This is a genomic window from Desulforapulum autotrophicum HRM2 (genome assembly GCF_000020365.1).
In the GTDB taxonomy this organism is placed as follows: domain Bacteria; phylum Desulfobacterota; class Desulfobacteria; order Desulfobacterales; family Desulfobacteraceae; genus Desulforapulum; species Desulforapulum autotrophicum.
The window spans coordinates 1-21,166 of sequence record NC_012109.1; the positions used below are offsets into that span (position 1 = coordinate 1).

The following is a 21,166-nucleotide window of genomic DNA, read 5'->3' on the forward strand; positions in this document are numbered from 1 at the left end:
TTGCCAGATACTGACTCTTCTTAGTTACTCCAGTATCTGTTTTATTATTACATGTAATATTTTTCTCTCTTAAAACACATCATACATATAACCATACAATAGATCAGTAACATTAAAGATGTTGACATTGTTGTTATTTTAGACTATCGGTCAATATATCAGACATTTTAAAGGAGGCCTATGAACAAAAAAGAGTGCTTCATCGGATCAATTTCAAACTACAAGGGTGGTACTGGAAAAACAATTACAGCTGTCAACCTAAGCGCTGGATTGGCCATTCAAAAGAAAAAAGTTCTTATTATTGATATTGACCCCCAAAGCGATACGACCAGGGCGCTTATGCAAGATCCTATGAAAATTAACAACTGCATATATCAATTATTAGACCCTGGTGAAAAGCAACCTATTGATCTCAAAGACTGTATATATTCGACAATACATGAAAACCTCGACATCCTGCCAAATATAACAGAGACTTCGGGATTAGAAATCCCCTTAGCAATAAATTTCCCCGAAAGTAATTGGAACCTTCGAAATAAAATTTATGACTATGTGAAAGACAAATACGATTATGCACTCATTGATTGTCCACCTACCCTTTCTATTTTTGTATCCAATGCTCTGTATGCCTCAGATTTTGTCATGATTCCGGTTGATGCTGGCAGTGGCAATTCACTTGAAGGAGTAAAAGGGGTCCTTGAATTGATGCAGAGTGTACGAGACAACGGCAACCCTAACCTAAGGTTTATCAAGATTTTGATAAATAAAATAGATCGACGCAAATCCGCACACAAGGCTAATATTCAAGAAGCACAAAACCGTTTTGGTGAAGAAAACATTTTTGAAACAACGATCCCCACAAGCTCCGTTTTTGAAACAATTGAAACCATGAGAAAAACATCCGTGTTTTCATATTCACCAACATCAAAAGGAGCACAAGGTTTTAGAACATTTACAAAAGAATTTCTTTCTTTCTTCGAGCCTGAAAGATCAGGAGAATAAGATGGGAAAACCTAAAAGTCTGGCAGACAGGATCGCTGAAACAAAGTCTCAAAATATCTCACAAAATGAAAAAGAGAAAGAGCAAGCTATCCTTAAAGCACTCAACAAACCGAGCAACAGAGCAACAGAGCAGGTGAGCAACAGAACAACAGAGCAAGTGAACAACAGAACAAGTGAGCAAGCAAGTGGCCACTTGTTCGAACAAGAGAGCAACAGAACAAGTGAACAAGTGAACAACAGAGCAAGTGGACAAGAGAGCAACAGAGCAAGTGAACAAGAGGACAACAGGACAACAGGGCAAGTGAGCAACAGAGCAAGTGAGCAAGTGGACGGTTTTTGTATCGATTTAAAACCGACTAATTTAAGACTTAATCAGTATCAAATTCTGTTTGAAATTTACTTCAATCGTCCATTCAAAGTCTCCGGCCCGGAAAGAATAGGCTTACGTTGGAAACCGCCGATAGCCTATGGTACCGTGCGTAACGCTCTTTTAAGCCTCGAAAAAAAAGGATATATTTCCAGACCAAACAGCATTAATGACGGGGTAAAAAAGGGCACTACTTGTCAAGTTTCAGAATCAAAGTGCAAGCCTTTGTTCGGTAGCTCCTCTGTGATAAATAGTGAGCAAGTGAGCAAGTGGACAACAGAGCAAGTAAACAACAGAGCAAGCGAGCAAGTGAACAACAGGACAACAGGACAACAGAGCAACAGGACAACAGAGCAAGCAAGTGCCTCTTATATGACAGACAGACAGATATATAATAATAAAAATCTATCTGTCTTTTTTAAAAATTCTGATTATTGGAATTCTCAAGGATTAACTCTAAAAAAAATAACAAGCTGGTGTGATGAACATGAAATATGCACACCTGATTTTTTGTTACAGCAACTTCAGATAGGCGAACATCATCCAAAAATTAAAGCAGCCAGTTCTCCTATTTCATATTTTTTTAAAAGCGTTTTGAGTGGTGGTCTTGAGCGACCCAATGGATTTGAATTCCCTGAAGAAAAAGCGACAAGATTAAAGGCTGAGGAAGTAGCTAAACAACAAGAAATTATTGCATCAATGGAAAATACTCGACAAAAAGAAAGGGAGCTTGCCGACCAGGAATCATTTTTGATGTTTATGAATGACAATGAGGCTGTTAAGGCTGCATTAGATGAAATTACAAAAGAATATATGACACCAACAATGAAAGCATCTGTGAATGTTTTTTTAAAAAAACAAACAATAGATACACGGCTTGAGAATCGATTGAGATTATATTTTCAAAAAGAAGAAAAAAAATAGGTGGACTTTAATCGTCGTATTTTGGTCTTTTTGGCTTATAGCGGTTTTTTTGATAGTCCTCTATGCATCATGGTTTGTATCGAGCTTTAAGGGGTGTAGGATGGCGCTTAAAAACTCGTTCTCAGTTCTTTTTGTTTTGCTAATGTTTGCAATGTAGGATTTGTTGCTTCCAAACCTTTCCATCAAAGAGGGTACTGTCATGCAAACTGAAGGGCTTTGGGGCCATCCTTGTGATCCCCACCGGCTATGATATCCCAGCCCCACACTCCTAAACAAATTGTTTTACCTTTATTCTTAACGAAGCCTTGAACAGTCCCACCAGCTGTATTCTGTAATTCCTTAAGTTTGGACACTATTTTCGAATCAAGTTTAAATTCTAACTTTTCTTTTGTCATATTGTCTCTTTTTTTAACAGTTAACTATTAAAGCTATGATTTCAGTGAGTTAACTAATATATGAGTTAACTTATAGTTAACAATAATTCTTTCGTGCTGTTTGTTCCTTTGGGTAGTGGCAAATCAATATTTTTGAATATTATAGGGCCATGGATTACCTGCGAGAATGAGAGAAGGGCAATATCTGTTTTCGCTTATCGGTTCGGAGCGAACCTAAAAAATTTAAATGAGTATGGTTCAGGTGTAAGGCTTTTGCAACCTTGTTCAGGCTATGTCCCCCGATATGAAAAACATCTGCGGCTGCCTGCCATAATGAATCCGGGATACGTTCCCTGCCGGTTTTTGTTTTACGCCAGTGTTTAAATTGCTTCTGAACTTTCTTTAATGCTGAAACGGCTGCGGGTGATGGTGCTGATTTCATCGGTTCCTCCTATATGATCATGTTTGGAACCGATAATATCATTCTGAAAAAGTTAAATCACGCAGGCCAGCCGGAAGGACACAAATGATAAAAGCAGATTTTTCACAAATTAAATCAATTTCTGATGAACATAATGTCCCTTTTATTCTAGGTGAATTTGGTGCACCGATGCACACTACTGATGCTTTTTTATATTTTCAAACTATTGTGGAAGAGATTGAAAGTTTGGGGTTCGGTTGGGTACTGCATCATTATCGGGATATTTTAGCTAATGGGTCAGATTGTGGAGAAAATAATAATGTCCCATGTGGTGACTCTCGAGTATTAGGGCCCATTAAAAAATTAACTGTGCAAAAATCTCTGACGGAGACGCCCCAGTGGGGTAATATGCACAATATATAGATGATTAATTTTTTCACAGACCCTTAGGGCTTTATTCAGGCACAGCTATAAGTGTTTCAGATATGATGAACAGTAATTTATTGGGAACGGACATTATGTCGGATGCCTACTACCATAATGAAGAGTTTATTAATCAAGTGACAAAATTGATTGGTTCTGGCGATAATACGCCAGATATTGCGGTGCTCTCGCCAGATACTTTATCCACAACCATTTCAGCCGGAAGCAATGCTGTGGTCTACGGTACGTTAGAGATCAACCATGTCATCGTAGAGAGCGGTGCTACAGTGAAATTGATTAATTTTATTGGGAATAACGAGATCGATATTGAATCCAGCTCAACGCTGTTTAAGGTATCCCGCTCCGGTGCGACTGTGACTTTTGAAGGAACGGACGGCACTCTTGTGAAAGTTCCAGCCACCAGTGATGCTCAATCCATCTTGTTTTCTGATGACACATGGAAACTGAAGATTGAATCTGGAAAAGTTTTACTGGGAGAGCAGGTAATCGAGTTGAGTCAGGCAGCTATGACAGGAAATTGATAACTTACCATCATAGGATAAAGGGGCTTGATCATAAGACCGACCATATTGTTCCGACTATTTTGAAATAAAACAATAAGCACTATGATTACAGGCCTTTGAAGGTGATTTTAAATAAGCTTCTGTATAGGTGGCCCATCTTATGATCAAGCCTGGATAAAGTAATAACAGGTCGTTCGAGGGGACGCTGTGAACGGGAAGCGTTGACGCGGAGGCTGTTGACGACGTCCCTCAACTCAACCTTAGGGTCTGTCAAAAAACAAACTATGCAGAAATCTCTGACGGAGACACCCCATTGGGGCACAAATACTATATGGGGGCGTTTCCGGGAAAACCTACCTTAGGAGAGGTTGTATTAAAAGATAACGTATTGTAAAAAAACAGATTTTTTTTTATTGTTTCCCACCCGAAAGGTGGTTTTCGCAGAAAACCCGCCATATATAGATGGTTAATTTATCAACAGACCCTTAGTCAGAAACCCAAAACCATAGATAGCGGTACAAGGACAAAAACGACAAGCAAATTAAGCGTTGAAGGACAAAAGAATACATAGCTTAGCATTTGTCACAATTTTTTTGTCCAGCTCTCAAGTTTCACAACTTTTTCTTGATCTACATTAACGGCATTCCTTGCTTATTCTTGTATTGCTATACTGTTCGCAGAAGAAAGCCCAAAATAATCAACAACAACCAACTTAAAATAGATCAACCACATTGACTAACGAATAATTGATACTCCAAGAATTTATTTCCTACCCCTGTCCAGCCTTGTTATTTACAAACCCTTGGGAAAACTATTAAAGATGCTCTAAATATTTTTGACTGCAGGCAAAGTGCAGGCAAACTGCAGGCAAACTTTTTAAACGACTGATTTTACAATGTAAATTGTTTTTTTTACAAAGATTATAAAAATAGCAGAACAAAATTCATTGGATCGCCTAAACAAATCTAAATTTCAGGACTGCCGACAATCTGATTCTTCCCCTAATGTTTTGACTTGGGAAAAACATCCCGGATAGACCACATTAGTCAGAAACCCAAAACCATAGATAGAGGTACAAGGACAAAAACGACAAGCAAATTAAGCGTTGAAGGACAAAAGAATATATAGGCTTAGCATTTGTCACAATATCACCAGGAACTACCTTTTTGCTTGCATCAGACATGGTAAAATACCCCTCAAACAAGGGAATGATCGTCAACTTGCTCTTGTTCCCCCAAAAACATAGGCTTAATTATAGATCGATACGCAATAGCATTTATCTTGGGAGGATAGAGTGCTGCAGATTAGCTGCGTCCTTTGTAAAACCACTTTCTGATCGGCTAAAACTCTTCTTTAGGATGGCTAAAACACTGATTGTTGCACCATAAACCTCTTGATTAACAAATAATAAAAGGGAAACATGGGTTTTAGTATTACCGGACCAGAAGCTATATCATTGAGTAAACCCCATATAGGGTAGGCGACCCAAAAATAAAAATAGTACGGCAAAAACCTGGATTGGCTACATTCGGTAGGGTTCCAAAGCCATAAATAGCGCTTCAACAGATAAAACGGCAAGCAAACCATGGGTTGAAGGACAAAAGCATACACAACCCTCCCCTAATTTGAAAAACCGTTGATAAAGCAGTAAAGGCCCTTTTGTCAGGCTTATTGGAAAGCTTGAGATTCAATATATATGGTCGCATAACATAGAATAATAGGAGGATCGGTGGAACAGGCAGCCAAATACATATAGATCGGCATAATTACAAGGCAGCCCGGACATTCAATAGATCATCAAAAGATTTGTTTGTTGTACCTGGATTAAATTAAATATTTCAGAGACTTACTGGTTTATCACAAATACTAACCCACTCACAATACCCAAACATATATAGGCAAGCATCCCTTTTAGTCGATAAGCCAAAACATCGTCTATCATTAACTGGTTTAGATCTAACTTGCTGATAATCAAAAGAATATTTAGGATTACTGCTGCTATATTGGTTGACAAAATATTAAAATAGAATTCCAAAACCAATAGAATTACAAGAATTTAGATCGACAAACTTAGATTAACTACAATTAGATCACCCTAAAAAGATACAATGGAGACTCAATAAAAGGTGGGCCAGACATAATATAGAGGCCAAAATTTAAAGCAAAGACATTCAGTAAAAAACATTAATATTCTCCCAAAAAAGAATTAATTATCCATTTTTAGAGAAACAAAAGATAAATAGAAAGCCAACGGAAGTGTTCATTTTTGAGTCATGTAGTCAACTGTTACTGTTGTACTTAAATTAAAGTCTCTCCCTATGTTACTATTGTGATTTTAAAAATTATAGTAACACTATATTTGTCGAAATAATATTCCTTAAAGCCCGCTTCAATACAGCTCAATGGAGCTGCAGGAACGATTTATGAGATTTATCACCATTTTCATTTTGTTTTTAAGACTCTGTTGGGAATAAATATTCAGATACGAGATCTGAATCTTCTTTTTTTGTCAAATGCGTTTTTATCATTCTCTGTATTTCTACATCATCAAAAATATTATTTTTAATTTCAGCATCAAGCATAATTCCTAGTAAAATATGTATTTTTGTTCTTTTTTTTCTTTCTCTTTCTTTATTCAATGCTTTTTGTTTCTGCAGTTTAGCAGTTATCTGTTTTTGTTTTGCTATTAGTTTATCACGTTGCTTGATTAGTTCTTGTTCTTTTTTTGTACTCATAAACTGATCTCCATTATTATTGGTATTCATCTACAGAAGTATATGGATATGGCAGGTAGTTGTCAAGAGAGCGTGGATGTGATACCCTTGACCCAAAGAGCAAGGGCGCACTTAGGAAATTTGTCCTTTGGAAAATTTCAATCACGTCCTGCGGAGCCAAAAACCCCCCGGCCCAAAAGCCGACCCCCTTGGAAAGGGGGAAAGGAAAAAGCAAAAGATGGCCATATATCATATGTCAGTCAAGCCAGTACAAAGATCAAAGGGCAGATCTGCAACCGCCGCATCCGCTTACCGATCTGCCGAAAAAGTCAAAGACCTTCGAACCGGAGAAGATTTCGACTACACCAGAAAGGGTGGTGTCGAACATAAAGAGATCATCGGCTCAACATTGAGCCGAGAGGAATTGTGGAATCTTGCAGAATCCACAGAGACCAGAAAAAATGCAACGACAGCCAGAGAGTATGAAGTTGCATTGCCGAAAGAACTGGATCTTGAACAATGTATAAACCTCTGCCGTGAATTTGCCGAAAAACTTAATGCAAAACATGGATGTGCAGTTGATATCTGCATCCATGCTGGCCATACCGATAAAGATACGGGCGAAAGCAACGACAACCGTCACGCACACCTTTTAACAACGACTCGCCCCATGATCCAGGCGGGAACCGCCCTGGGGCCTGATAAGTGTGAAAGAGAATGGAGCGACAAGAACCGTAAAGAAGCTGGCCTCTGCTATCGAAACGTTGAATTAAAACAAGAAAGAGAGGAATGGGGAACCCTTGCAAACAAAGCCCTTGCCCTGGCCGGTGAGGAGGCCCGGATCGATCACCGGAGTCTTAAAGACCAAGGGATCGACCGAGAACCACAAATACACGTAGGCCCCACGGCATCTGCAATGCACAAAAAAGGCAAAGCGGCAGAAAGGGCCTTGCTCAACGAATACATCAAAGCAAATAATGCAGAGCTTGATCGCTTAGAACAATTAGTTTCGACACACATAGAGAACATTGACGATATCAATCTTGAAATTGATGACTTGATTTTAGAGGAATATGCCCTCATATACGGTGGTGATCAATATGACGAACCAGCGGAACCAGAAATAACAACGGCCTTGAACCACCCTTCCTTAGTCCAAGAGAATCAGAATTTAACCCCGAAGGCCCAGGAAGCGGAATCTTTTGATCCCTGGGAACATGAAAATATGCAGGAACCCGAACCGAAGACCCAGGAACCAGAGGTAACAACTATCTTGAACCACAAACCTTCAGCCCCAGTGCCCCAGGAGTCTGGCCCGAAGGCCAAAAAGATAGAGGTAAAGACCCCCAGGCCCAAAAAATCTAATAAAAAAGAAATTCGGGCGAGATATGAAGCTGCACAAGCAAAACACCAAGAGATAATAGACTCTTTGAGAGAGTATAAAGAAAATTTAGAGGGGAATTTAGAAGAAAAAAATTTCGCTGAATCAGCTTTAAACCAATTAAACAAAGAACATAAAGAAAAAAACTTTTTTGTGAAGCTTTTTACAGATAAAAAAACAAAAACATATATGTTCGCACTATCTACAATTGAACAGTTAAAAAATTCTATAGATTTTTTAAAAAATAAAATCAAAACAGCGAACATAAATCTTAAAATAGCTGAAAAAAATCTCAAAAGACTTGAATCTATGCCCATTGTTGATGAAATTAAAGCAGATATAGAAAGGGAACAAAAAGCATTGGCTTCCACGATCCAGGAGCAGAAAACCGACATCCCCAGGGCAACAACCGCCTTGAATCATAAAACGCCAGATCAAGAGGACCAGGGATCTGGCCCGAAGGCCCAGGAACCAGAATCGGAAGAGGAATCAGGAATGAGAATGTAATGTGTTTTAACCCTGAACCTTGACGTTACATACTCATAACATTGTCATCGTCATTAATTTGTTGCCACGTTTTTCGAGTAAAATTACCTTTTCTTTGTGATTCAATACATTTTTTGATACACAGGTCGAGTTTGTTGGTGTCCTGCCGACAACACCGGATACATCTCCTAATGTTTGCCCAACATCTTTGTGTTAATCCAATATGGCCGTTCGGCGGTAAAGTATGTTTTTGCATGTCTACCTTTTTTTATTTTTTTGTTCTTCTTTTAAAATTATTTGTCTGCCTACAGATCCCCTCCCCCACCCTTTTATATAAAAAAAATATCACACCAAAAGCTGATATTTTTCTATGAAAAAGGGTGGGGGAGGGTTTGTCAAACAAAGTATAATCAAAGGGGCCGTTGGAAAAGTATTATGCTTTCCCAAAAAATCCATTACAAGTTTAATCGAATCCAGGAAGAGATAGAGTTTGATCATCTATTTTATTTTTTTCTGATTTATCTGTTGCCTCTCTCAATTTATTTTCTGCAAAGTTTTTTTGAGATTCTACAAGTTGTTTTTTTATGTTTTTTAATTCACCAGATAGCAAACCTTTTTCTTCTGCTGCAGACTTCTCTATTTTATTAATTTGAGAGGCATATTCTTTTTCTATTTGATTGACTTGAGAAGAACACTCCAGTCTCACAGTATTAATATCTTGCTGTGCAGTGGATAATTTTGTACGAAGACCTGTTACTTCTCCCCGATATTCTTCCACCATCTTTTTAAGGTCCTCGATACTGCCCTGGTCGTATTTGGTTTGCTGATCTGCAAGGGCAAGGGCAGAATTTTTCTGAGTTAATTCTTTTTCCAACCCGACAACCGTTTTAGACAACTCACGGGCCTGTTTTGCCTCGATATCTAATTCAGTTATCCGAGTATTCAAACCTGATTCCTTTTCTTTCCAAGAGGACTCTTTTTCTGCCCAGGCTGACTTTAAGGTCTCCAGGCTTTCAGCTTTTTCTTCAAGTCCGATCACCTGTTTTTTAAGGTTCTCTTTCTCTTCCTGGATAGTTTTTAATTGCTCGACATTCTCTTTAATTTGGTTCTCAAGCTCCACAACCTTCTTCTGGGCTTCAACCACAGCCTCTTTGGATTTTTCTTCTACAGCTATTTTATCATTGGATGCAAGCTCAAGGAAAGCACACACGACTCGTTCCACTTGGGACAAGGACTGACGGACTTTAATCTGTTCCTTATATATAGGGGATGAGGTATCTGTGTCGACCTGGGCCTGGGTATAAGTGGCAATGAGAGTTTCAATAAAATCTTGTCCTGTTCCACCGGCCGCAGCTTGAAGCTCTTTGAATTTTTCTGCAAGGTCTACATCTACTTTTTGTGACATTGTTGTTTTTTCCATTTTGTTTTTCCTTATTTGTTTTTATTGGTAGACCTTATAACCTTTATTTATAGGTGGTCTACTTAGTAGACTTGTTTACTTAAAGTAAACCTTTCACTTATGATTGTCAATCTATATTCTGGTCTTTTGCTGGGCGAGTGCAGGGTTTTCTAATTGTCTGTGCCATAAACAGTTCAAAGATACGGCCCCTTATATATAAGGTAAGGTACAAACATGAAGTTTTACGCTTAATACAAAAAGGACTTTCAATAGCACCGGAGGATATATATGATCATCTATCACGATTTTAAAGCGCCTGTTCAGCCACCAAAAAAAAATATACAAAAAGAGATCGAGATTGTATTGAAAAAGGAGACCGACAATATTGCACAGATAGATCAGATAATGGGGGGAATACCATTTGAGGACGCCGTTGCAATGGGATTAATTGAAGAATAAGGGTCACACATAAGAAATATGAAGATTCTCTACACGTCTGACTTACATGGAAAATCCTGGAAGTACGATCAGTTGCAAATTGAGGCTCAAAAACATTGTGCAGCCATGGTTATCAATGGTGGAGATATGTTGCCGGCCGGGAAAAGTCTGTTTGACCAGGACAAATTCATTGTTGGCTATCTGCAGGATCACTTTAAGAGCTTCGACAAGATTGGCGTGCCTTATCTTTGCTTTCCGGGTAATGACGACTTGATAGCCTTTGATCCACTATTTAACGAGGTTTGCCAAAAGTATGAGTTGGTCCATAATATTGCTCAACAAAAAACTTCAATCAATAACTTTGAATTTATTGGCATCAACTGGGTTCCAGATTATCCCTTTCGATTGAAAGACCGATGCCGAGTGGATAATCAAAAATTTGTTTTTGAAAGACAATTCGGGTCTGCCATGCTATCAACCTTGTCTGGCTGGAAAAAGATAGAGCACTGGCAAACTTATGCTCAAAGTTTACCAACCATTGAAGAAGAACTAAAAAATCTTCCTTTACCGGACTCCATGGAGAAGGCCATCTATGTTATCCATGCTCCACCTGCTTTTGCAGGTCTGGATGTTTGCACCCATGGGAAACAAGTAGGCTCCAAAGCTGTTTATTATTTTTTAGAACAATATCAACCATTGATGAGCCTCCACCTATGGCGCTCAGTTAAATTGATACAATTCTGCTCAGATAAATTGATACGTTGGTTAACAGAGCAGGCCAATACCCCGCCTAAAAAAATAAAATTAGAACCCCGCAGCTATCCCGCAGGCCCCTGCCTTACTTGATTAACGGGTGCTCAGTTAGCGAAGCTCAATTAAAGCTATTTTGTCAGTTAGAGATTTGATGCAGTCTTCCAGTACCGAGACTCTCTCATGAAGATTCTCAATTGTCTGACGCTCATTGTTTCGAAGCTGTGGGGATGTGATTGGGGCAGATGTTGCTAGTGATTTGAAGATGTCACCAAGGACCACCGGTTTGCTTTGTTTGACAGTATCCCTTGAACGGTTTGGCGTCGGTGGAGGGGAGTGTGCCTCCCTTGATGGGACCGGGATTGTCATTTTTAATGCTTCCAGGTAAGCAACGCTATCAATAAAGCTCAGCTCTTTGACAGTCATCACAAGGTCAATTGTGTTATAGTTTTTTTGACAATTAAAACAGCGTGCCAGATTTGTCTTTGGGTTAATACCGGTGTTGAACCCGTTGCAAACAGGGCATTGGAACCTATAACACCCTTCCTGGGTTTTTGAAGGTATGGCCATGGTTTCAATCAGCCTGTCTATAAGGATGTGGTTACGAAGGGTAAATAGATGTTCACGGGTATAACGGGAACCGGCCATGGCAGTTCCTACCCTTGTCCGGTATTCAGCTTTGCTCGCAAGCTTACACAGTCCTTCATGTTGATTACATGGCTGTTTTCTGTCAAACGGTCAATAAGCGCAGCCGTCAGTTGGTTGTTTTGCAAGAAGGTGGTCCATTGAGCAAACCCGAGATTTGAGGTGATTAACGTGGTCTTTCTTTTATGTCGCCGTTGCATCAGTGTAAAAAATAAACCTACCTGGATCGGCTCTATCTCCACGTAGCCCAACTCATCGATCAGAAGAGTGTCGTATCCCTCGAACATCTTGATGATTTTTGCTTCAGTATGATCTGCAACCGATTGATACAGCAGTTCAACAAGTTCAGGGAAGGTTATAAAACGGCCCTTGTATCCCTTATTGATGTCCTGCATCAAAAAGGATGTGGCAAGTCCAGTCTTTCCGGTGCCCGTGGAGCCTATCCAGATTATGTTCTGTCGTTGTTCCATGTAGTCCGAGTCATAAATGTTAATGACTTTTTTCCTGGATAGATTGGGTTGCCGGTCAAACGGGAAGGTCTCCATGACATACCTTTCCGGTATGCATGCTTTGCTGATCCGAAGTTTTCTGGAGTTCTCTTTCTTGATGGTATATTCATTTTGGATGATCTCTTTCAAGAGTCTTGTGTGCGAGTAGTTATCCTGACCCGCAGTCGTCAGATAGCTGTTCCAATTTGCCAATAATCCTGGTAGCCGGATATACTTGAGCATAGCTTCCAATTCTTTATCCATGGGTATCCTCCAGATCGTCATAAGTGGTCAGGTCTACTTCATCGGCGAACTGCCCCTCAAGAAAGCTTTTACGGTTTATGTACGTCATATCCACATCAGGGCTTTGGATTTTGCAATTTCCCTGTTGCATCTTGAGAACGGCAATTCGTTTAATGGTTTCAATATCGGTGATGCGATAGGTTAAGGCTCTCGCAATTGCTGCGATAAACAATGAGGGCGTCAGTTTTTGGTTCAGGCTGTACATTTGCCGGATGAACCCATGACGTTTTTTACCACTCATCGGTATTACAAATTCATCTATGTACTTACTCACTTCAGAGGAGAGCTCTCTCAAAAGTTTTTCCTGGTTTATTGTTGGTTTTTTTCGGTTGCGAGGCTGACGTATGGGCGGTGGTTGCCCGTCTGGTCCTATCTTTTTATTCTTCGTACCTTCTGGTGGAAGTTGATACTCCCCAAGACACTGCCTGTTGAGATAGATTTTAAGATGGTCGCTGTATTCCAGGGCAATCACGTCATGACGACCGGTTCCCGGTACCCAATAATAATTGCCGTCAACGGGTATATACCCGTATTGATCGGTGACTCTCTGATGTTCACGGTAAGGCTGTGTAATGAATGCGGGCATTTTCGTCAGGAATGTCTGTTCATGGGCAAACAGCTTCTCGGGGATCAGTCTGGTTTTAGCCATAGGCCGGTTCGGCATCCGCACCGTCGCCCAGGCTAACCCTTGTTGATTGAGGTCTTCGAACGTCTTAAAGGTTCGGCCGGGAATGAAGTTTGTCTCCGTTGTATAAAAGCTCCTTTCATTGCCGGCTTTTCTGTTGGGATGATTTTTCTCGTGACAGACAAATTCAAATCCGTACTGGGCTGCAAATCGTTCCATTTCAGGAACAATCACAGCATTCCTGCCGAGCCCCCGCAGACGGGCCAGGTTGGTATTGTCAATGATGCATTCCCGGGCAGCATATCCCCAGAACATTAGTGCCTCATGTAAAAAGCATTTCATGGTAAATCGATCAAAATGACGGTAGAACTTCAGATAACGAACCTTGGAGTAGCGCCAGTAAATGATGCTGGCAACAACCCTGATTCGAACATCACCTATCGGCAGGACGTAGGTGGTGGTGTCATGCTGCATCTCCTGCCCTGGCTGATCAGGAACCTGGCTACAACGTTTATTCTTCTTGCTGTTACCAAGGTCAAGCTCACGGATCATCCGGGTTAATGTTGAATAACCAACATCAAGCTTATGCTCTTCCGTAAGAATTTCATGGATCCGCTGGTTCCAGCCGTTACACTCCTGGTAAACTTTTTTCAGAAGAGCCTCGTCAATCGTGATTTTATCTTTGCGGAGCGGTTCCGGTATCAAACCTTGCTGTTGGATAATGGATATTACCGTGTTGACAGAGATGCCCATATTGCGGGCTATTGTCCGCAGGCTCATTCCCTCTTTATGTAGATAATAGATTGCCTGGCGTTTGTCTTGATCGATCATAAAGTGCCCTCATGGATTGTTCAAATGGTGTTATATGATCTAATAATTCTTTGGTAAGAAGATTAGCCTGGGCCAGGAATGCACCACTTGTAAGGCGATTGTCATAACTTTTGACACAAATGCGCTGCATTTTCCTGAGCGCTTGCTCAAGATCTGTGAGCATCCGCTGTTCATCGCCTATACACCCAGTCTCAGGTTTGGTTGTTTCCTTCAACTGCTTCAGGCACCATGGGATATTACCCACTTCTATCTGTTTGCGCAGTTCGTCCGATCCCTTAAAGTACCCATGGGCAAGCGTTCTGATCTCACGGATACTCAAATGCATACCGGATACAACAGTCACAAATGTATTCACCTCTTTTTTTGTCACTGCGTTTATACGTATAAACGGACGCAGAATATACAGGTAGGCATAGGCAGGGAATCGACCATTAAAAATAGCGGCTTTAACGCACTCGCTCATGTCGACCATGATGCCGCTACGTACACTCACCCAGGCCTTACTTTTTTCAAGTAGGAGGGCAATATCGGCAGTACCCATGGCATGAACACCCTGAAGTTCATCGATCAACCGGGCCTGTTCAAGAATCGTAAGGGATTTGGTCGTGGAACGGCGCAGTAATTCAAGGATGCCAACAGCTTCATCCTGTCCAAGACTATACCAGGGAACAATACCAATGTTGAGTTTCTTGGCACATCGTACCCGTTTGAAGCCATTGAGAAGAATCTTGGGACCGTCCACCGGCGCAACACCTTCCAAGGGTTCCCGGATACCATGGTTCAAGACAGAGTTAATAAGAGCCTGCTCCTCTACCTTTGAACGAAGGCGATACGATTCGTAACGAAGATCTATTTCCGACAATTCAATCTGTTCAATCATGGTGGCTCTCCTGGTCATGGTCATGAAAAAGGATGAATAACCATATCAAATCCTTTTTGCCCATGTCCATCGTGCCATCTTTGCAATCACGGACCAAAGTTCGTGTAACCTGGTGATATTGTTTTAATCTCTACGATTATCGCATCCATCTTTGCAATCAATTCTGGTTCCAGAGGAACCAGCCTGTATTTGCCTGATATCACAGCATTTTGCTTTGATAACGCATCCATCTTTGCAATCGGTTCATGAGGTGGGGATTCTTGGGCTTTTTTACCCCGCCTGGCATTGCGGTAGCGTTGCTTTTCACGGTTCGCATCTGTATACCGCTTGTTTTTCTGACGGTACTGCTTCCAGTAATCGGGGTTATTGTCGGACCAGTCCTGTTGAGATGATTTTTGATCCTCATGATACGTCTGATCAGATTCCATTTTTTCTTTTTGCCACATCCTCTTCCTGGCAAGCTGACATTTCTCTCTTTTGCAGTAATCATGTTTTTTTACTTTGTTGCATACTATGAAAAGGCGGCCACAGTGACGGCAACGTCGCTTTTTAATATTCATCTGCACCTCCGTTTAAGCATGATGCAGTATAAAGGACGTAGCTCTATCTGTGATTAAAAATTATTTTGTACAATGGGTTGGGGAAGATAGGGGAAGGGTTAAGATATAAAATATTGTAACGTCCTAATTCGCGGAATTGACCTTCTTCATTTTATTCAAAAAAAGGCGGGGTAAGCGGGGTGTTAAATGTGGTTAGTTTTAAGGCGGGATAAAGCTGCGGGATAGCCTCCTTTAAATCGTTGATCAAATCGTTAGATTATTTTGTCAGTAGAGGCGTTATATCTATTGCAGGGTATAGCAGGAAGGTAAAGGGAGGTGTATCAATTTATATGAGCATGGGTGTATCAATTTAGCTGAGCGCCATAGGCCTCCACGGTCATATTCATGAATCTGTTGAGATGTCGGGTATCTGGAAAGCAACCATTGGGGAAACTATCTGTATTCAGCCAGGGCAACTAAATCCGTTCACCTATGTGGTGATAGACACAGAGACTATGGATATTAAAAAATATGACGTCAATGCAACCTACTGAAACTATTATTTAATGATTTAATTACAAGGGTTAAATTTCAGATGCTGGAAAGCCTTGGCTGGCAAGGGTTTTAAATCGAATGCTTAGTTTTGACATAAACTAAGCATTCGATTGAAAAAAGTAGGGGTTTTAATATTGTGGAGCTCATGATCCAAACGTTGATCAGCAAATGGAAGCATTAAGTATTCTGTTTAAATTGTTGATCATCGGTTGTGTTATGAATAATGCAAGAATGGTTAACTTTCAGGAATGATTGAATTCGGTGTTTACATATTTAGCTTTTCGGTATGATGGTTTTCGTTCGACCACTATATGTTGTATCAGGAAATGTTAAAAAACGGAGCTATATGAGTACAAGTCAACAGGGTCAAGGCTGAAAATGATTCTGTTCATTTATACCATTTATAGTCGCGAGTAATTCGATTTCAATCTGACCGACGATTTGTTTTGCATTGGAATCTCTATTTATGTATTATCACTTCCACTTACCGGAAATGAACGGTATTAAACTGTATTGGCGGATTAAAAAAGATACACCATGGCCCTTGTATTTGTCGTAAATGGGAAGCATTGCTTTTTGAGCTGGTCGAATACCGGCAGGGATTTGAAAATTATTTCAAAAAACCAGTGGATATCAAGACGCTTGCGAAATTTGCAAATGGTGCTTCTCAGAAGATTGAACGCTTAAAAAAATGGTTTAGAAAACAACTACGTATAAGTTAAGATGTGAAAAATAATATGACCAGTATTAAAAAACTGCTTTTACAGAATATGCTTTTTATAACCTTTATTTCCTTTACCTTTCTCTATTTTTTCTGGGTTGTGAATGAATATGCCAAATTTAATGAAGAATCAGAATCAGTTAAAGAAAACTTTGTTACCTCAGAGAAAGAAAGGCTGAAAACACAGGTTCAAGCCGTACTGGAATATGTTCAGTATATGAGAAACCAGACGGGAAAAAGGCTTCGGGACTCGATTAAAGGGCGTGTGAATGAAGCCTGCGCCATTGCCTTGAACATCTATAATGAAAATAAAGATTCGAAATCCCATGATGAAATAAAAAAAATGATCAAGGATGCCCTAAGGCCTATACGTTTTAAACAGAACCGGGGGTATTATTTTGCCTTTAACATGGAAGGGATAGAAGAGCTTTTTGCCGATAGGCCTGAAATGGAAGGCAAAAACATGATAGCGGTTCAGGGTGCCAAAGGCGAATACGTTGTGCCGGATATGATCGAAATAATAAAGGCACACGAAGAAGGATTTTATTCTTATACCTGGTCAAAGCCGGGAGACTTGGATACAAAATATTTGAAAATCGCCTATGTGAAATATTTTGCACCCTATGGATGGGGAATCGGAACCGGTGAATATATAGAAGATGTCAAAAAAGAAATTCAGGAGGAAGTCCTGGAAAGAATTTCAAAGCTCCGATTCGAAAAAGAAGGCTATTTTTTCGGGAGCATTTACGGGGGGAAGCCTTTATTTACAAAAGGGGAAATTACAAGGGGAGCAGAAAGCATCTGGGAATTGACCGATCCCAATGGGGTTAAAATCATACAGGAACAGAACAGCGCTGCAAAAGAGCCAGGGGGAGGATTTGTTTCCTATTTCTGGCAGAAATTGGATCCAGAGAAACTTTCCCCCAAGCTGTCCTATGTTGTCGGTATCCCGGAATGGGAATGGCTCATTGGTGCCGGGGTATATCTGGATACGATGGATGAAATTATCCTGTTAAAGAAAAAAGCTTTGTATCATGATTTTTTAAAACAAGCTGTTTTATATTTTGCTGTTATGATTTTCCTGTTCTTTCTGATTCTTTTGTGGACCCGATACCAGGCCCATAAGATTCAATCAGGGATCAGGTTCTTTTCAAACTTTTTTAAAACAGCATCTTCACAGGCAACGGCCATTGATCCTGCTGGACTACAGTTTGAGGAGTTTAAGAGTATTGCTGTATCGGCCAATCAGATGATCGAAACGAGGACGAAAGCCATTCAGGATCTCCAGGAGAGTGAGGAAAAATTTCGGATGACATTTCTTTCAAGCCCGGATTCCATCAATCTCAACAGAGTTGAGGATGGAATGTATCTTGAAATAAACAAAGGTTTTACAAAGATTATGGGATACTCTAGTGAAGAAGCTATTGGAAAATATTCGCGCGATCTCAATATCTGGAATGATCCAAAAGACAGAGACCGACTGGTTTCATGGCTGAAAAAAGATGGATTCGTTGAAAACCTGGAAGCAGAATTCACAGGAAAAGACGGGCAAATAAAAGTTGGCCTTATATCTGCACGGATATTGAAAATCGGAAATGAAAATGTCATTCTTTCCATTACCCGGGATATCACCGAGCGTAAGCAGATGGAGGCAGATCGCGAGCGGCACCTTGCCGCCATTGAACAAATAGCAGAAGGTGTTGTCATCACAGATACGGTTGGCAATATAGAATATATCAATCCCGCTTTTAAGAAAATCACAGGGTATCAAAAGCAAGAGTTAATCGGAAAAAATTCGAGAATCCTGAAAAGTGGTGAGCATGATGAGTCGTTTTACCGGCAATTGTGGGAGACGATTTTAACAGGGAACACCTGGAATGGCAGACTGACCAACAAAAAAAAGAATGGCAGTTTTTATATTGAAAAAAACACTATTTCACCAGTGCTTGATAAATCAGGAAAAATAATCAATTTCGTGGCAGTTAAGCGTGATATTACCGATAAAATACGGATGGAGAAAGTGGTTCAGCAATCTCAGAAAATGGAATCCATCGGTACCCTTGCAGGCGGCATTGCCCATGATTTTAACAATATTCTTTTTCCCATTGTCGGTCATTCGGAAATGCTCTTAGAGGATGTCTCTGATGATAATCCATATAGAGAAAGCATCAATGAAATTTATACGGGATCACTGAGAGCCAGAGATCTGGTGCACCAGATTCTTGCCTTTTCACGCCAGGAAAGCAGCGAACTAAAACTGATGAAGATGCAGCCGATTATCAAAGAAGCCTTAAAATTGATCAGATCCACAATCCCCACAACCATTTCCATCAGTCAGAATCTCCAACCCAACTGTGGTACTGTAAAAGCAGATCCCACACAAATTCATCAAATCGTCATGAACCTTGCGATCAATGCCTATCATGCCATGGAAGAAAGAGGAGGAGAATTAAAAGTAAGCCTTAAAAAAGTCGAATTGAGGCAGTATGACTTTATAAACCCGGATATGACAAATGATTCATACGTTTGCCTGACGATAGAAGATACTGGCACGGGTATGGATAAGAAAACAATTGATAAAATCTTTGACCCGTTTTTTACCACAAAAGAAAAAGGTAAAGGAACTGGAATGGGATTATCAGTGGTCCACGGTATTGTTAAAAGCATGAATGGAGAGGTCCAGGTTTACAGCGAACCGGGCAAAGGGACACAATTCCATATTTATCTGCCTGTCGTCAAGAGTGCCAATGAAAAGCAAGAAACCCAGACAAATGAGCCCATACAAGGCGGGACGGAAGGTATTCTGCTGGTGGATGATGAAGAAGGTATCATTACAATGGAAAAGCTGGCCCTGGAGCGTTTAGGATACCGGGTTACTTCCCGCACGAGCAGTATAGAAGCGCTTGAAGCATTCAGGGTCAATCCGGATAAATTTGATTTGGTTATTACAGATATGGCGATGCCAAAAATGCCTGGGGACAAGCTTGCAGTTGAATTGATAAAAATACGTCCTGACATCCCGATATTGCTTTGTACTGGGTTCAGTGAATCCATGTCTGAAGAAAAAATTAAATCTCTTGGGGTTAGGGGACTTTTATTGAAACCAATCATTATTAAGGATCTTGCCAAAAAGATTAGGGAAATTTTGGATGGGAACGAAAATGTCTGATAAACTATTACAAAGGATAAAAGAACTGGAAAGTGAGCTGCAAAGGCATCAATTGAGTGAAAGGCAGCTTGAAGACAGCAATGATAGGCTGGAATCTTTGTTATACAAACTTCCACTGGGTATCGTTATCATTGATTTTGAAACCCAAAAAATTCTTGATGTAAATCCCCTTGCCCTGAGTACATTTGGTTGCTCTTTGGAAGAACTGGTTGGTAAAAAATGCACAGACTATATTTGCCCAGCTGACAAAGGGCGTTGTCCCATTATAGACCAGGGATTATCGCTGGATCGATCTGAACGGGAGGTCATCACCTTCACTGGAGAAAGGATACCGGTTTTAAAAACAGTGATTAAAGATGAGATAGAGGGAAAGGTGGTTCTTATAGAATGCTTTACAGATATCACCGATAAAAAGCGGGCGGATGAAGAACATGTTAAAAGGGAGAAGTTCCAGACAGTAGTGGAAATGGCTGGTGCGGTATGCCATGAATTTAACCAGCCGATCCAGGTCATCAACGGGTATTGTGGCTTATTGATAGACGATATGGAGATAAATGTTGAGAGTAAAGATCAAATCGAAGAAATTCTCAAAGCCGTATCTAAAATGGGTTTACTGACAAGGGATTTAATGAACATTACAGGGTATGAGACAAAACCCTACTTAAATTCTAAAATTGTTGATATCAAACGATCGTCTGCTAAACTTAACGAGGTTGAAAAAAAATTTGTAGATAGGTAAATTCAACTGAATGGGCGACTATATTGTCTATCTACAGTCGCTGTGAGTTCTTAAGCCAAAGGCGTTTAATTCTTCTGGTATTAGTCGGTGTTATGAATATCCCAGCTTCAAAAAAATAAAAAACCAGCACTCAAGGATTATGCAAGAATGGTTAACTTTCAGGAATGATTGAATTCGGTGTTTACATATTTAGCTTTTCGGTATGATGGTTTTCGTTCGACCACTATATGTTGTATCAGGAAATGTTAAAAAACGGAGCTATATGAGTACAAGTCAACAGGGTCAAGGCTGAAAATGATTCTGTTCATTTATACCATATATACGCAGTAGGCAAACCGCTAAAATCATACATTATATTTTGCAGTTTTCATCTTTTTGCTGTAATATTTTTTCTTAATTTTTTAGATACAATGTGAATTATTGAATATTAGGGCGGTTAATCTTTATGATACTACCCATCTAATGAAG

General features: G+C 40.1%; 18 protein-coding genes. 9 read left to right on the plus strand and 9 right to left on the minus strand.

Annotated features, from left to right (window positions below):
* Positions 1 to 180 precede the first annotated feature (180 nt).
* Both HRM2_RS24470 and HRM2_RS24475 read left to right on the plus strand, forming a co-directional pair.
* Positions 181 to 1,002 (plus strand): ParA family protein, encoded by an 822-nt coding sequence (locus HRM2_RS24470; RefSeq protein WP_012663290.1) that lies wholly within the window; start codon positions 181 to 183, stop codon positions 1,000 to 1,002.
* A gap of 1 nt (position 1,003) precedes the next feature.
* Positions 1,004 to 2,293, plus strand: coding sequence for a hypothetical protein (locus HRM2_RS24475; protein ID WP_012663291.1), 1,290 nt, complete (start codon positions 1,004 to 1,006; stop codon positions 2,291 to 2,293).
* A gap of 197 nt (positions 2,294 to 2,490) precedes the next feature.
* Here the strand turns inward: HRM2_RS24475 and HRM2_RS24480 are convergent, their stop codons facing one another.
* A complete protein-coding gene (locus HRM2_RS24480) occupies positions 2,491 to 2,688 on the minus strand; it encodes a hypothetical protein (RefSeq protein ID WP_012663293.1) in 198 nt (65 codons plus the stop codon).
* Positions 2,689 to 2,842: 154 nt separating this feature from the next.
* Positions 2,843 to 3,109, minus strand: coding sequence for a hypothetical protein (locus HRM2_RS26800; protein WP_012663295.1), 267 nt, complete (start codon positions 3,107 to 3,109; stop codon positions 2,843 to 2,845).
* A gap of 84 nt (positions 3,110 to 3,193) precedes the next feature.
* Here HRM2_RS26800 and HRM2_RS24490 point away from each other — a divergent pair, with 84 nt between their 5' ends.
* Together HRM2_RS24490 and HRM2_RS24495 are read left to right on the plus strand one after the other, a co-directional pair.
* Positions 3,194 to 3,511, plus strand: a complete 318-nt coding sequence (locus HRM2_RS24490; protein ID WP_012663296.1) for a hypothetical protein — start codon at positions 3,194 to 3,196, stop codon at positions 3,509 to 3,511.
* A gap of 62 nt (positions 3,512 to 3,573) precedes the next feature.
* Positions 3,574 to 4,053 (plus strand): hypothetical protein, encoded by a 480-nt coding sequence (locus HRM2_RS24495; RefSeq protein WP_041274330.1) that lies wholly within the window; start codon positions 3,574 to 3,576, stop codon positions 4,051 to 4,053.
* Positions 4,054 to 6,488: 2,435 nt separating this feature from the next.
* Here the strand turns inward: HRM2_RS24495 and HRM2_RS24500 are convergent.
* A complete protein-coding gene (locus HRM2_RS24500; RefSeq protein WP_012663299.1) occupies positions 6,489 to 6,770 on the minus strand; it encodes a hypothetical protein in 282 nt (93 codons plus the stop codon).
* A 127-nt stretch (positions 6,771 to 6,897) separates the two neighbouring features.
* On the opposite strand from HRM2_RS24500, the gene mobQ reads away from it, so the two are divergent.
* Positions 6,898 to 8,637 carry a MobQ family relaxase gene (gene mobQ, locus HRM2_RS25710; RefSeq protein WP_049770554.1) on the plus strand — a complete coding sequence of 580 codons (1,740 nt, stop codon included), beginning with the start codon at positions 6,898 to 6,900 and terminating at the stop codon, positions 8,635 to 8,637.
* Positions 8,638 to 9,079: 442 nt separating this feature from the next.
* Here mobQ and HRM2_RS24510 read toward each other — a convergent pair whose 3' ends face one another.
* Positions 9,080 to 10,036 carry a coiled-coil domain-containing protein gene (locus HRM2_RS24510; protein ID WP_012663302.1) on the minus strand — a complete coding sequence of 319 codons (957 nt, stop codon included), beginning with the start codon at positions 10,034 to 10,036 and terminating at the stop codon, positions 9,080 to 9,082.
* Positions 10,037 to 10,303: 267 nt separating this feature from the next.
* Between HRM2_RS24510 and HRM2_RS27275 the strand changes: the two genes are divergently transcribed.
* Together HRM2_RS27275 and HRM2_RS24515 are read left to right on the plus strand one after the other, a co-directional pair.
* A complete protein-coding gene (locus HRM2_RS27275; RefSeq protein ID WP_012663303.1) occupies positions 10,304 to 10,474 on the plus strand; it encodes a hypothetical protein in 171 nt (56 codons plus the stop codon).
* Positions 10,475 to 10,492: 18 nt separating this feature from the next.
* The gene (locus HRM2_RS24515) at positions 10,493 to 11,299 is read left to right on the plus strand and encodes a metallophosphoesterase family protein (protein ID WP_012663304.1); all 807 of its coding nucleotides are present in this window, start codon (positions 10,493 to 10,495) and stop codon (positions 11,297 to 11,299) included.
* Positions 11,300 to 11,314: 15 nt separating this feature from the next.
* Here HRM2_RS24515 and HRM2_RS27280 read toward each other — a convergent pair whose 3' ends face one another.
* The 5 genes from HRM2_RS27280 to HRM2_RS25715 form a co-directional block, all read right to left on the minus strand.
* Positions 11,315 to 11,851, minus strand: a complete 537-nt coding sequence (locus HRM2_RS27280) for a CHC2 zinc finger domain-containing protein (protein ID WP_012663305.1) — start codon at positions 11,849 to 11,851, stop codon at positions 11,315 to 11,317.
* Positions 11,852 to 11,859: 8 nt separating this feature from the next.
* Positions 11,860 to 12,600: an ATP-binding protein gene (locus HRM2_RS24525; protein WP_012663306.1), complete on the minus strand. Its 741-nt coding sequence runs from the start codon at positions 12,598 to 12,600 to the stop codon at positions 11,860 to 11,862.
* Entirely contained in the window at positions 12,593 to 14,095 is a 1,503-nt protein-coding gene (locus tag HRM2_RS24530) for a helix-turn-helix domain-containing protein (protein ID WP_012663307.1), read from the minus strand. Before HRM2_RS24530 ends, HRM2_RS24525 begins: the two co-directional genes overlap by 8 nt.
* On the minus strand, positions 14,052 to 14,975 hold the full coding sequence (locus HRM2_RS24535; protein ID WP_012663308.1) for a chromosome partitioning protein ParB: 924 nt from the start codon (positions 14,973 to 14,975) through the stop codon (positions 14,052 to 14,054). The genes HRM2_RS24530 and HRM2_RS24535 overlap by 44 nt, the downstream gene beginning before the upstream one ends.
* An 86-nt stretch (positions 14,976 to 15,061) precedes the next feature.
* A complete protein-coding gene (locus tag HRM2_RS25715; RefSeq protein WP_012663309.1) occupies positions 15,062 to 15,535 on the minus strand; it encodes a hypothetical protein in 474 nt (157 codons plus the stop codon).
* A gap of 1,304 nt (positions 15,536 to 16,839) precedes the next feature.
* Here HRM2_RS25715 and HRM2_RS25720 point away from each other — a divergent pair.
* Complete coding sequence (locus HRM2_RS25720) at positions 16,840 to 19,959, plus strand: cache domain-containing protein (RefSeq protein ID WP_232364313.1); 3,120 nt, start codon at positions 16,840 to 16,842, stop codon at positions 19,957 to 19,959.
* Positions 19,952 to 20,698, plus strand: a complete 747-nt coding sequence (locus HRM2_RS24550; protein WP_012663313.1) for a PAS domain S-box protein — start codon at positions 19,952 to 19,954, stop codon at positions 20,696 to 20,698. Before HRM2_RS25720 ends, HRM2_RS24550 begins: the two co-directional genes overlap by 8 nt.
* The last annotated feature ends 468 nt before the right edge of the window (positions 20,699 to 21,166 follow it).

What these genes read in the sequence shown, in the direction of transcription:
- HRM2_RS24470 (WP_012663290.1), top strand. Translation starts at nt 181, where the DNA reads ATGAACAAAAAAGAGTGCTTCATCGGATCAATTTCAAACTACAAGGGT.
- HRM2_RS24475 (WP_012663291.1), top strand. Translation starts at nt 1,004, where the DNA reads ATGGGAAAACCTAAAAGTCTGGCAGACAGGATCGCTGAAACAAAGTCT.
- HRM2_RS24480 (WP_012663293.1), bottom strand. Translation starts at nt 2,688, where the DNA reads ATGACAAAAGAAAAGTTAGAATTTAAACTTGATTCGAAAATAGTGTCC.
- HRM2_RS26800 (WP_012663295.1), bottom strand. Translation starts at nt 3,109, where the DNA reads ATGAAATCAGCACCATCACCCGCAGCCGTTTCAGCATTAAAGAAAGTT.
- HRM2_RS24490 (WP_012663296.1), top strand. Translation starts at nt 3,194, where the DNA reads ATGATAAAAGCAGATTTTTCACAAATTAAATCAATTTCTGATGAACAT.
- HRM2_RS24495 (WP_041274330.1), top strand. Translation starts at nt 3,574, where the DNA reads ATGATGAACAGTAATTTATTGGGAACGGACATTATGTCGGATGCCTAC.
- HRM2_RS24500 (WP_012663299.1), bottom strand. Translation starts at nt 6,770, where the DNA reads ATGAGTACAAAAAAAGAACAAGAACTAATCAAGCAACGTGATAAACTA.
- HRM2_RS24510 (WP_012663302.1), bottom strand. Translation starts at nt 10,036, where the DNA reads ATGGAAAAAACAACAATGTCACAAAAAGTAGATGTAGACCTTGCAGAA.
- HRM2_RS27275 (WP_012663303.1), top strand. Translation starts at nt 10,304, where the DNA reads ATGATCATCTATCACGATTTTAAAGCGCCTGTTCAGCCACCAAAAAAA.
- HRM2_RS24515 (WP_012663304.1), top strand. Translation starts at nt 10,493, where the DNA reads ATGAAGATTCTCTACACGTCTGACTTACATGGAAAATCCTGGAAGTAC.
- HRM2_RS27280 (WP_012663305.1), bottom strand. Translation starts at nt 11,851, where the DNA reads ATGGCCGGTTCCCGTTATACCCGTGAACATCTATTTACCCTTCGTAAC.
- HRM2_RS24525 (WP_012663306.1), bottom strand. Translation starts at nt 12,600, where the DNA reads ATGGATAAAGAATTGGAAGCTATGCTCAAGTATATCCGGCTACCAGGA.
- HRM2_RS24530 (WP_012663307.1), bottom strand. Translation starts at nt 14,095, where the DNA reads ATGATCGATCAAGACAAACGCCAGGCAATCTATTATCTACATAAAGAG.
- HRM2_RS24535 (WP_012663308.1), bottom strand. Translation starts at nt 14,975, where the DNA reads ATGATTGAACAGATTGAATTGTCGGAAATAGATCTTCGTTACGAATCG.
- HRM2_RS25715 (WP_012663309.1), bottom strand. Translation starts at nt 15,535, where the DNA reads ATGAATATTAAAAAGCGACGTTGCCGTCACTGTGGCCGCCTTTTCATA.
- HRM2_RS25720 (WP_232364313.1), top strand. Translation starts at nt 16,840, where the DNA reads ATGCTTTTTATAACCTTTATTTCCTTTACCTTTCTCTATTTTTTCTGG.
- HRM2_RS24550 (WP_012663313.1), top strand. Translation starts at nt 19,952, where the DNA reads ATGTCTGATAAACTATTACAAAGGATAAAAGAACTGGAAAGTGAGCTG.